Annotated in this window: 10 protein-coding genes; 5 read left to right on the top strand and 5 right to left on the bottom strand. The window is 44.2% G+C overall.

What is annotated here, in order from left to right; genetic code table 11:
* Positions 1–362: 362 nt before the first annotated feature.
* The 4 genes from F6K64_RS24010 to F6K64_RS23995 form a co-directional block, all read right to left on the bottom strand.
* The gene (locus tag F6K64_RS24010; protein WP_287266499.1) at positions 363–1,388 is read right to left on the bottom strand and encodes an ABC transporter permease; all 1,026 of its coding nucleotides are present in this window, start codon (positions 1,386–1,388) and stop codon (positions 363–365) included.
* Positions 1,389–1,746: 358 nt separating this feature from the next.
* Complete coding sequence (locus F6K64_RS24005) at positions 1,747–1,971, bottom strand: nucleoside hydrolase (RefSeq protein WP_287253949.1); 225 nt, start codon at positions 1,969–1,971, stop codon at positions 1,747–1,749.
* 93 nt (positions 1,972–2,064) lie between these two features.
* The gene (locus F6K64_RS24000; RefSeq protein WP_287266496.1) at positions 2,065–3,234 is read right to left on the bottom strand and encodes an RNA-guided endonuclease InsQ/TnpB family protein; all 1,170 of its coding nucleotides are present in this window, start codon (positions 3,232–3,234) and stop codon (positions 2,065–2,067) included.
* A 202-nt stretch (positions 3,235–3,436) separates the two neighbouring features.
* Positions 3,437–4,123 (bottom strand): nucleoside hydrolase, encoded by a 687-nt coding sequence (locus tag F6K64_RS23995; protein WP_202799285.1) that lies wholly within the window; start codon positions 4,121–4,123, stop codon positions 3,437–3,439.
* A gap of 362 nt (positions 4,124–4,485) precedes the next feature.
* Between F6K64_RS23995 and iscB the strand changes: the two genes are divergently transcribed.
* The 4 genes from iscB (at position 4,486) to asnB (ending at position 10,074) form a co-directional block, all read left to right on the top strand.
* Entirely contained in the window at positions 4,486–5,775 is a 1,290-nt protein-coding gene (iscB, locus tag F6K64_RS23990; RefSeq protein WP_008190918.1) for an RNA-guided endonuclease IscB, read from the top strand.
* Between the two features lie 37 nt (positions 5,776–5,812).
* Positions 5,813–7,246, top strand: coding sequence for a decarboxylating NADP(+)-dependent phosphogluconate dehydrogenase (gnd, locus tag F6K64_RS23985; RefSeq protein WP_008190916.1), 1,434 nt, complete (start codon positions 5,813–5,815; stop codon positions 7,244–7,246).
* 483 nt (positions 7,247–7,729) lie between these two features.
* Positions 7,730–7,870, top strand: a complete 141-nt coding sequence (locus tag F6K64_RS23980; protein ID WP_287251220.1) for a hypothetical protein — start codon at positions 7,730–7,732, stop codon at positions 7,868–7,870.
* Positions 7,871–7,983: 113 nt separating this feature from the next.
* Positions 7,984–10,074, top strand: a complete 2,091-nt coding sequence (gene asnB, locus F6K64_RS23975; protein WP_287266493.1) for an asparagine synthase (glutamine-hydrolyzing) — start codon at positions 7,984–7,986, stop codon at positions 10,072–10,074.
* A 77-nt stretch (positions 10,075–10,151) separates the two neighbouring features.
* Here the strand turns inward: asnB and F6K64_RS23970 are convergent, their stop codons facing one another.
* Positions 10,152–10,934: an ABC transporter permease gene (locus tag F6K64_RS23970; RefSeq protein WP_008190909.1), complete on the bottom strand. Its 783-nt coding sequence runs from the start codon at positions 10,932–10,934 to the stop codon at positions 10,152–10,154.
* Positions 10,935–11,076: 142 nt separating this feature from the next.
* Here F6K64_RS23970 and F6K64_RS23965 point away from each other — a divergent pair, with 142 nt between their 5' ends.
* A complete protein-coding gene (locus F6K64_RS23965; RefSeq protein WP_287251222.1) occupies positions 11,077–11,454 on the top strand; it encodes a response regulator in 378 nt (125 codons plus the stop codon).
* Positions 11,455–11,534 lie beyond the last annotated feature (80 nt).

The following is an 11,534-nucleotide window of genomic DNA, read 5'->3' as shown; positions in this document are numbered from 1 at the left end:
CGGCTTTGAAAGTCAGTATTTCCAGTATAACACATCGATTGGTCTAAAGTGAAAGACTCTGTGCAAAATTCATCCCACACTCATGCTGCGCATGTTCGTTGTGGGGCTTCTTTTGCCGGAAGCTAAATTGGTTTCTATATTTAGAACGTTTGGGAAGGTTATTTTGTGACAAATTTTTTGAGTTCTGGAGAGATTTTTTATTTATCAAGAATAGTTGTTTAATTTTTATTAAACTCAATATTATATCATATCATGTCCGGATAATGACCCTTAATAGCAATCTTTCTGATTACCCCATTTCCCCATCCCCCATCTCCTCATCTCCCGATCTGCATCTGTACTCCTACGTTAAAGAATTGCGATTAGTACCGAATACGGGGGTCAATCAAAGCATTAACAATATCAATGGCAATACTTGCGATTACCACAATAGTGGCAAAAAATACCATAATCCCTTGCACCGTCGGGTAATCCCGCCCAGAAATTGCCTCATACAACCGATTCCCTAACCCTGGCCAAGAGAATGTCACCTCTGTCAACACTGCTCCACCTAATAAAGCAGCTAAGGTCAACCCTAGCACTGTAATCACAGGAATCATGGCATTTTTCAGAGCATGGGCAAAAACAATCCGTCTTTCGTGAATACCTCTAGCTCTGGCCGCTTCTACATAATCAGCCTTGAGAGTTTGCTTCAAGTTTACCCGCACAATCCGTTCAAAGATGCCACTCAACAGCAGCCCTAAGGTAATACTGGGTAAGGCTAAATAATAGATAGCAGTGAAAAACTGAACCAAATTACCACTGAAGAGACTATCTATTGTATAAAGACCAGTAAACCCTTCTGGTGTTGCTAGGCTAATGGGATAGCGAGTACCGATGGGAAACCAACCCAGCTGAACAGAGAAAATTAATTGCACCACCATCCCCATCCAAAACAGAGGGATGGAGTAAGTAATGATGCCAAATAATCTACCCCCCACATCCCAAACTGTTCCGCTTCGGGATGCGGCTAAAGTACCAACTCCTATACCAACTAAGAATGCTATGGCCATCCCGCATACTGATAGTTCTACAGTTGCGGGGAAATGTTGTTGAATAATCTCCCAGACTTTTTGACCTTGGCTGGTGATTGAGGTACCTAGGTCTAAACGTAGCAAGGATCCTAAGTAGCGAATATACTGCAACCACAAGGGGTCAGCTAATCCTAATTGTTGTCGGTATTTTTCCTTAACGATATCTGGAGCACGATTCCCTAACACAGCATCCACAGGATCTCCTGGGGTAGCTCTGAGCAGAAGAAACACTAGGGTGGTAATGGTCCATAGCATCAGGGGCGCTAGCAGCAGGCGGATTATTATGTAGTATTTTAGGGCTTTGGCACGGGACATAAGGAAACAGGGAATCGGGAATTGGGAATCGGGAATCGGGAATCGGGAATCGGGAACTTCGGATGAAGTAGTTTTGGATTAAGTTAGTCTATTTAAAGACATTTTTGATTAACAAAAATCTGTTTTGATTAAAATTTATTTTTTAAATATTGATAATCCTTGTTTAACCAGGCTTGTAGAGATGATTTTATGGTAATTTATCACAAATAATCTGGGATATTCATAATTTTTTGATCAATTCTAAATTCTAAATTCTAAATTCTAAATTCTAAATTCTAAATTCTAAATTCTAAATTCTAAATTCTAAATCCCTTTCTTTCCCATAATTGATGACTTTGGCAACAGATATAATTAACAATTATCCCAAGCAACGGTATAAATGTTCTTTCCATCGGGGTGCGTCGATGGAGCAAATTACAGTCATGTTTGGTGTTTGCTTGAGTACTCCTAGCTCATCCACTACCGTTTGACCACGGGTAAGTTCGCTTAATGTTTCTACCTCGACATAGTATTTACCTTGCCTGGTTATTATGGCTGGGTCGAGAGCCACTGCCATCGCTACAGGATCAGCAAGGGGTGACATACTCCCAACACCAAATTTTCGTTCCTAACGTCACTCAAATTATAGTGTGGGCTTCTCAACTTGCATCGAGAACTTGGTGCTTCATCGGGAATCCTACGATTCTTCCTTCACACCCAGCTTGACCGCTAGACCTTCAACGGCTGCAATACCTCTATTTACTAAGATTTTCCCACTAGCCACATCGCGAGGCATAACGACATGGCATTCTGGACAGCTATGTATCCTAACACTCAAATCTTTAGGCACATCAGCCCCACATTCAGGGCAAAGTTGACTACTACCTTTGGCATCAACTTTCTGATGGTAAGTCCCAGTTTTGCGACAAACCCAATCCAAAATATTGAGAAATTGTCCTGGGGCACTATCAAGGACGTGCTTGGCAAGCATACCTTTACTCAGTCCCAAAATATTCAAATCCTCAGCAAATATCATTCCTGCCTGACGACAAAGATGATTACTGATTTTGTAGTGAAAATCTTGTCGCTGATTGCTAATCTTTTCGTGCAGCAAAGATATCTTTTTAGCCAGTGCTTGATAAGACTTACTTCCTCTTTCTTTCTTGCTAAGTCTGCGTTGCAGCCATTTCAGCTTGCTTTGAGACTGAATGTAGAACCGAGGGTTATCAATCAATTCACCTTGGCTAGTAGCTACAAAACTGGATATACCCCAATCAATCCCTAAAGGTTCACCATGAGGCATGGGTTCGGGGATAGAAATGTCAGACTGTAAAATCCGTTGAGCATACCAACCCGAAGCCTTGAACAAAACCCGAACTTGCTTGACAACAAATCCATCAGGAATAGCCCGATGCAAAACAATGGGCATCTTGCCAATCTTAGGGAGTTTGATTTGCCACCCAGTAATCGGATTCGATTTGAACTGAGGAAATACAAAAGAACGATATCGTCCGACTTTTTTGAAGCGTGGAAATCCAAACTGTCTCTGTTGCCTCATCTTAAATGCTCTATCAAGTCTCTTGAGAGCATCTTGAAGAACTTGAGAGTGAACGGCTTTGAACTCAGGAATATTTTTCTTGGCGACCGTCAGTGCGTTCTGTTGTTTGTAGTAATCGGGATATGGCTCGTCAACAGAGATAATATATTCGTGTCTGAGACTACAAGCGTCAACTCTACACTTACGGCTATTTATCCAGTCTTTTCTTTGTCGCAGTGCGTAATTGTAAACACGCCGACATTGTTCGAGCCAATCAAGCATTTTAGCTTCTTGGTCAATATCTGGATGAATGCGATATGTGTAAGTCATGCTTTCCATGAGTATATTCTAACAGATTTTATTGTCTTGTTAAAATATTTAAATTGCCAATTTTTGGGGCATCGAACCCCTCAATTGGCTTGGGTAGTCCATGTATCCCGACGCTAATTCTGCGAATATAGCACGGGACTTATAGCTCCCCAAACCCCTCGCCAGTTAAGCCACGGGAATTTTGAATCTTAACACTGGCGTCTTACGCTCTAGCGTTGCAGTCTACAGCAAAACGTGCTATGTCTGTGCCTAAGTTTTTGATTTGTGCGATCTCATCGGGGAGTAATGCTGCTTCACCACGGCTTAATTCCCAACCGACCATCTCCATCGGCATGCCACTGTGAAAGACAATTTTAGCAGCATCTGGATCTACCCAAATGTTATATTCCGCAGCTGGAGTAACGTTGCCCACCACATTAGCGGCTCCACCCATGATCACGCAACGCTTTACTAGGGAGGCTATTTCTGGGGCACGGAGTAATGCGATCGCAATATTAGTCAGTGGTCCTAAAGTAACTAAGGTGATTTCCTTGGGATTAGTCTTAATAGTATCAATGATGATATCCACACCATGAGCTAGCTGGGGTTTAGCCTGGGGCTCAGGGTAGTGCATGTTCCCCATACCGTCTTCACCATGGAACCATTGAGCATATTGGCATGGGCGGAGCATTGGTTTAGGGCAGCCAAGGTAGACAGGGGTGGATGCGCCGCACATCTGGACGGTATACAGGGCGTTTTTTGCACCCTGTTCCACAGGTACATTTCCACTAACTATAGTGATAGCTTCAACCTGGACATCTGGCCAACGATGTGCCATCAGGAGTGCAACGGCATCATCGGAAGCGGTATCGGTGTCAATCAGGAATTTCCGCATATGTGAATGTAGCATTTCTTAATGGTATTACTACCAGAACTCTTAATGTCTTCTTTAGGCAAGAACCCAAAATATCGGGCTAACCTGGGAGTGAATCCACCCTAGACAACTACTACAGCAAAACTGGCGGACCAATTACTAAACCTTAGCAAACCTGCTCAAATCGGGTTTTTACTGAGTCTTCAGATTGGTCAAGCTCACCAAATGGTAAACGCTATGAAGGTCACGATACCCTGGGGTGCAAGCCAGCTCCAGGCTCTATCGCTTCTGATTAAACAGGTGATGAATTAATTTAGTGAAGCCAGTGTCAGGAGCCTAACAAGCTTTGATAGCCGAGCGAGGCACACTTTACCCTTAACGGGAGTAAACACAAAACCATGTGTAATTACGTCTTTGTTTTAGATGCAAGCCATAAACCCCTCAATCCCTGCCGTCCCGTTACCGCCAGGAAGCTTTTAACGGCTGGGAAGGCGGCTGTATATCGCCGTTACCCTTTCACCATTATCTTGAAAAAGCAGGTAGACGGCGTTGCCAAACCGATGTCCCTCAAGATCGATCCTGGCTCCAAGATTACTGGTCTAGCTATTGTGTATGGTAATCAGGTGGTATGGTCTGCTGAAATAGAACATCGTGGCTCCAAAATCAAATCAGCTCTCGACTCTCGTAGAGCAGTTCGTCGTTCCCGTAGAAACAGGAAATGCCGCTACCGAAAGCCACGTTTCAACAACCGAAAACGCCCAGAAGGTTGGTTGGCTCCGAGCCTACAGCACAGAGTGGCAACCACTATGACCTGGGTGCTGAAATTGATGAAACTCACCCCCATTGGTGGGATTTCCCAGGAGCTAGTCCGGTTCGATACCCAAAAGCTCCAAAATCCGGAAATCTCTGGCATAGAGTACCAACAGGGGGAGCTGATGGGCTATGAAGTGCGGGAGTACTTGTATCAGAAATGGGGTCGTCAATGTGTCTACTGTGGGGCGAACTCGGTCAAGCTAGAGGTGGAACACATAGTTCCCAAATCGAAGGGGGGGACAAATCGTGTCAATAACCTCACCCTAGCCTGCCATGGGTGTAATCAGGCCAAAGGAAATCTTGATGCTCGGGATTTTTTATCGGGGAAACCCGATGTCCTAAAGCGGATTTTAGGTAAAGCAAAGCAACCACTATTAGATGCGGCGGCGGTCAACTCCACCCGTTGGCAACTTTACCAAAGTTTGAAAGAAACTGGATTGTCCGTAGCAGTGGGAACTGGTGGCAGAACCAAGTACAACCGTATCAAGCTGGGATTACCCAAGGGTCATTGGGTTGATGCAGCTTGTGTCGGGGAAGTGGCCACATTGAAGATTGTCACCAGACAACCTCTTTTAATCAAAGCGATGGGTCACGGTTGTCGTCAGGTAATCCAGATGGACAAATACGGCTTTCCTCGCAAAGGTTACAAACCTAAGCATCCTGTGAAGGGATGGAAAACTGGGGATATCGTTAATGTGGTGGCTGGAAAGAATGCTGGATTAAAAGGGGTTCGCATCAAGAGCGTCAGAGCCAAAGGAAATTTTGATCTGATCGGGTCATTTAACGGTGCCTCCAACAAGGTCTTGAGTGCATCTCAGAACTACATTCAATGTGTCCATCGCCACGATGGGTATTCTTATAGTTTTGCTGAATGATAAGTAACTTTGATAAGCTTTTTTGTAGGAGATTTTTATGACACAACGGACCTTTGGGGTAATTGGTTTGGCTGTAATGGGGGAAAACCTCGCGCTTAATGTAGAAAGTCGTGGTTTCCCGATCGCAGTATACAACCGGACTGCAGCCAAAACCGAGAAATTTATGGCTGAGCGAGCTCAGGGCAAGGATGTGAAAGCTGCTTATTCCTTGGAAGAGTTTGTTCAAGCTCTGGAGCGACCCCGCAAAATCCTAGTGATGGTGAAAGCAGGGAAGCCAGTTGATGCAGTCATTGAGCAACTCAAACCTCTCCTAGAGCCAGGAGATATGATCATTGATGGTGGCAATTCTCTCTACCAAGATACCGAGCGGCGGACTAAGGATTTAGAAGCCACAGGATTGGGATTTGTTGGCATGGGCGTCAGTGGTGGTGAAGAAGGAGCCCTCAATGGTCCGAGTTTAATGCCTGGTGGTACTTCATCAGCATACCAGGATTTAGAACCAATTTTGACCAAAATTGCGGCTCAGGTTGATGATGGTCCCTGTGTTACCTACATTGGTCCCGGTGGTGCTGGTCACTACGTGAAAATGGCACACAATGGCATTGAGTATGGCGACATGCAACTAATTGCTGAAGCCTACGATGTACTGAAAAATGCCTTGGGACTAGATCACAAGCAGCTCCATGAGGTATTTGCTGAATGGAACACCACTGATGAGCTAAATTCCTTTTTGATTGAAATTACAGCGGATATCTTCAAATACATTGATCCAGACACGAATGGGCCGTTAGTGGAGATGATTCTTGATGCTGCTGGACAAAAGGGCACTGGACGGTGGACTGTAGTTAGTTCCCTAGAACTAGGGGTGTCAATTCCTACCATCTACGCTGCAGTCAATGCTCGTGTTATGTCCTCTTTCAAGGATCAGCGGGTAGCAGCAGCTAAGGAAATCACTGGTCCTGTGGGCAAGTATGATGGCGATGTCAAAGCATTTATTACCAAAGTCCGGGATGCTCTCTATTGCTCTAAGATGTGTTCCTATGCTCAGGGGATGGCACTCTTGAGTCGGGCATCGGAAGAGTTTAACTATAATCTGAACTTGAGTGAAGTTGCCCGGATTTGGAAAGGAGGTTGTATCATTCGAGCTGGCTTCTTAGATAAGATTAAGAATGCCTTCAACCAAAATCCCCAACTCCCCAATCTCTTGTTAGCTCCTGAGTTTAAGCAAACAATTTTGGATCGTCAGGATGGTTGGCGAGATGTGCTAGCGGTATCAAACAAATTAGGGATTCCAGTCCCTGCTTTTAGTGCATCCCTAGATTACTTCGACAGTTACCGACGCGATCGCTTACCCCAAAACCTGACCCAAGCCCAGCGTGACTACTTTGGTGCTCATACCTACGAGCGGCTGGATAAACCCAGGGGTGAGTTTTTCCACACCGATTGGATGGGATTGAGTTCACAAGGTTAGTAAAACTTTATTACTGCTTTAGGCGCAAAGCATTTGGGCGACCATGGTTTATTCTGATTTGATCAGGTCATAAACCCGATGCTTTGCCCTAGTATAGCAGAAGTCAGAAGTCAGAAGTCAGAAGTCAGAAGTAAAACTCTTGCGCTTACAAAGGGTGTGAGACTTTTGTCATGTCCTAACTGCCCTGGCGACTGCTATAACTATAGGAAAGGGAATAGGGAGCAGGGAACAAAAATTTACAATTTATTTAGCATTGCTATAATCAAAAACTATTCGAGTAAAGCAGATTTATAATAGCGCTGCATCGCTTCATTTATTTAAATTTAAAACTAGTTAATTTTAAAACACCATTACACCCATTGCTATATAGCAATCCTATCTGATTCGTGAAATAAATGGGCTGCTTTCCACCATCCCGTTAATTATAGGTATTTTACCGGACTTGATATAACAGGTGATCCGTAATTTTTGCGATCGCGAAGCGTGACCTACGGTCAATCGCTTTTAGCGTGGCCTACGGCCAATCGCGTAGCGGCTCCTTGGCCAAAAGGCCACGCTACGCGAAAGGAGCATCGCTTTTTTCGTTGGTGCTTTGCTTGCCTATTATACCAACCTGGAGATTAATCCTAAGTTCACAATTGTCCAATCACCGTTAAAAAGCGCCATTTTGCCGTTGGATACCAAAATAGTAATTTTGTCAAGGCTTACGGGAATTATAGTCATAAGTCCCCTAATTAGTGGTTGAGTTAGTTGTTCAGCGACTAGAGGGCGATTGGCCTTTGGCCACGCTTTCGGCAAAGCCGACGCTACGCGAACGCGAACGGCCTTTGGCCACGCTTTCGGCAAAGCCGACGCTACGCGAACGCGAACGCAATTTGTTTTGTTCGAGGTATCCAGCATTAATGGGTAGTATAGTAGGCATTTTCACAGCTACAGATAAGCATCTTGATCGGAACTTGCTTCTGCGCATGCGTAATGCAATTACCTATAGTGGTTCTGATCACAGTTATTTAGAGATTACACCAGAGGATGGAGTGGGTCTAGCCCATGTTCCCCTGATCAGCAGAGACTTAACGGCTGATAGCTATCAGCCAATGTGGAACTCTAACCATACAAGTGTCGTTGTCTTCAGTGGTACAATTCTCAACTGCCGAGAAATCAGAGACGAGTTGGAAACATTGGGGTTTAATGTCCAATCTAATCGTGACACTGAAATATTACTGAAGGGATACGAAGCTTGGGGAACAGAGGTTGTTTATAAGCTCAATGGTACCTTTGCTTTTGCTATTTGGGACCGCTCTGTTGGAAGGCTGTGGTTAGCGAGAGACAGATTTGGGGAGCAACCACTATATTACTTCTTCGATGAAGTACACTCTACTTTTATTTTTGCTTCAGAGCTTAAGGCAATCCTAGAACACCCTGTTGTTTCCAAAGCTGTGGACCCTCAAGGGTTGCAATCCTACCTGGTTTTTGGATACGTTCCTTCTCCCTTGAGCCTAGTTAAGGGGGTAAAAAAGCTACAACCTGCTCATAGTTTAATCATTGAAGCCGGAAAAACACCGCAGCTACATTGCTACTGGCAACTTAAGCAAGTCGCAACATTGCAGAGTGCCCCAGAAGCAGAAATCAGAGACAATCTTCGCTCGCGGTTTGAGTTGGCGGTAAAGCGTCGCTTAGATCGCAACAGTCATTTTTCTCCCGCAGCACTTCTGAGTGGTGGTTTAGACTCTACCCTGGTTGTGGGGATGATGAGCAAACTCTTAAAAGAACCAGTTCACACCTTTTCTACAGCCTTTGAAATTGGTTCTGTTGATGCTGAAATCTGGAACACAAATCCGAATCAGTGTAACTCTGATGCTGATGTTGCTAAAGCAGTGAGTGCCCATTTTGGTACCAAACATAGTCAGCTGATTATCTCTGGGAGACAAGATTTAATCGGCACACTGCGGCGTTGTGTGAGAAATTTTGGTGAGCCTCATGGTAGCCAGATTAACGTCACCATGATCTTGCTGGCTGAATGGCTTAAGGAGCAAGGAATTGCAGTAGTAATGACTGGGGATGGCAGTGATGCCATCTTTGGAGGTGAGCCGCGCCATCTATTAGATATGCAGATTAGCCTCTTGCAAAAATTACCTAAGTGGTTGCGCAACTTAGCCTATGCCAACAGAAACAAATGGCCAGTAAAAGATAACTTTAATCCTACAGCTTTTAGAAGAGTGGACTTAGCACCCTTAACTGTAGAAAGATTAAGTACTTGGTTTACCTACGGCAAGGGAGAATTTAATCAGCTCTTACAGGGAGAATACGCTACAGATACCGGAGTCATAGACTCGATCTATCAGGAACTATTAAAAAGTTTGCTCTCCAACAATCACATTACTAGCAACCAAGATGCCCTGCTCTACATGGATTTGAAGTTGGATATTGAAGAATCAAATCGCATCAAGACATATAAAACAAGTACGCCAGCAGGTTTGGAATCCCTGACTCCTTTTTTAGATTACCAATTTGTTGAATATGCCATGTCTATTCCCTTTTCCAGGAAAGTGGGCTGGCAAAAAGATAAGCAACTGCTGAGAGAAACGTTTTCAGATTTGTTGCCAAAAGTAGTAGAAAAGCGGAAAAAGTATGGTTGGCGATCGCCTTTTGGTTCTTGGCTCAAAGATTATCTGTGGCAAGATGTTTGTGGGTTAATTCAAACATTGCCAGAAACAGGTATTTTTACACCGGAAGTTTGTAACTTGATACAAGACTACCAACCTGCTAACAGCCGCCAACTTTGGTCGTTGCTGACTTTTGCCATCTGGCACCAAGAATTTATGGAATGACCAATATTAGCTTGATTCGCAAGAATCAAGAGGTGCGACCCGTGGCGAATTTAATTCGCCTACGGAAAGCGCACCTACTAACTAGAAGCACTGGTATAAAAACGCAGGGCAAACTGCCAAAAGATCCCAGAAGCAAACAGCAATCCTAGGGCTAGAATACCGGAACCTACTACCCAAAAGGTATCACTCCGATTCAACATCACTTCTGCTGGGACTGTAGTCAGGAACGCCACTGGCACTACAAAGGTAAAGAAGAACCGATAGCTAGCCGGATAAGCTACGATGGGATATCGACCAGCTTCTAGCATACTGCGCAGAACAGCGGTGACATTGTAGATTTTGACAAACCAAATGCTTGTTGCTCCCAGCATAAACCAGATGCTGTAGAGGCTAGTCAACCCAAAACATAGTGGCACTACACTCAAAAGATAGTTGCCGATATCTAAGTTTAGGCGTCCACCAGCGTAGCCTATTACTATAATTGAGAAGATTAAGTCTGGTAACCCCCAAGGGCTGACACTTCGCCAAGACAGCCAGAACTGAGAACTAATGGGCTTGAGTAGGATAAAATCGAGGGTTCCTTGCTCGACGTGATCCACAATCCGGTTGAGATTGGGAATCAGGAATGTGCCAGAAAACCCCTGTAGTAACGTGAATATCCCTAGTATGACCAGGGCTTCTTCCCAATTCCAGCCGGAAAAGGTGTAGCCAGTGCGGTAAAACAAGAATAGACCGAATAGGCTACCAGCTAGGTTTCCTAGGCTGCTCAAGGTAGCGATCGCAAAATTTAACCGATATTCCAGTTCAGCAGTGAGCGCAGTACTCCAGAACAACTGGAGTACACTAACATATCGTTTCATATTAATGTGGCTATCAATGAAACTTGGGCTACCCCCAATAATATGCCATTGGGCTAATGCACCAACTATCCCTTATAATTGCATCTTATTCTAAGGTTCTGATAAGATTTAAATTTTCACAGTTAGGTTGAATAGGATAATAATGAATAAAATCTTGGTAATTGAGGACGAGATTTTTATTCGAGAAAATCTGATCGAACTCCTTGAAATTGAAGGGTTTGACGCTCAGGGTGCTGAAAATGGTGTTGAAGGTGTACAGTTGGTTCAACAAGAACCACCAGATTTGATTTTGTGCGATGTAATGATGCCTGAACTAGATGGATATGGGGTATTGCAGGCACTACGTCAAGATCCAGCCACAGCGAAAATTCCGTTTATGTTTCTGACGGCTAGTGCAGATCGCAGCAATATTCAGAAGATCAGAGAACTAGGCATTCATGACTATATTCTTAAGCCATTTAATGTGGATAAATTTTTGGATGTAATCTCAAATCGGCTAGCGGAACAAAATAAAGCCTAGGGCGTGTTTTCAAAGTTTTCCGCAAGATTATTCACCCCCCCAGCCCCCCTTGAAAAAGGGGGGAGCCATACTCAAAGTCC

Source organism: Moorena sp. SIO3A2, assembly GCF_010672265.1.
In the GTDB taxonomy this organism is placed as follows: Bacteria; Cyanobacteriota; Cyanobacteriia; order Cyanobacteriales; family Coleofasciculaceae; genus Moorena; species Moorena producens.
This window is presented reverse-complemented; position numbering and strand designations above follow the sequence as displayed.

Excerpts from the sequence above, each read along its gene's own strand:
- F6K64_RS24010 (WP_287266499.1), bottom strand. The coding sequence starts at position 1,388 with ATGTCCCGTGCCAAAGCCCTAAAATACTACATAATAATCCGCCTGCTG.
- F6K64_RS24005 (WP_287253949.1), bottom strand. The coding sequence starts at position 1,971 with ATGTCACCCCTTGCTGATCCTGTAGCGATGGCAGTGGCTCTCGACCCA.
- F6K64_RS24000 (WP_287266496.1), bottom strand. The coding sequence starts at position 3,234 with ATGACTTACACATATCGCATTCATCCAGATATTGACCAAGAAGCTAAA.
- F6K64_RS23995 (WP_202799285.1), bottom strand. The coding sequence starts at position 4,123 with ATGCTACATTCACATATGCGGAAATTCCTGATTGACACCGATACCGCT.
- iscB (WP_008190918.1), top strand. The coding sequence starts at position 4,486 with ATGTGTAATTACGTCTTTGTTTTAGATGCAAGCCATAAACCCCTCAAT.
- gnd (WP_008190916.1), top strand. The coding sequence starts at position 5,813 with ATGACACAACGGACCTTTGGGGTAATTGGTTTGGCTGTAATGGGGGAA.
- F6K64_RS23970 (WP_008190909.1), bottom strand. The coding sequence starts at position 10,934 with ATGAAACGATATGTTAGTGTACTCCAGTTGTTCTGGAGTACTGCGCTC.
- F6K64_RS23965 (WP_287251222.1), top strand. The coding sequence starts at position 11,077 with ATGAATAAAATCTTGGTAATTGAGGACGAGATTTTTATTCGAGAAAAT.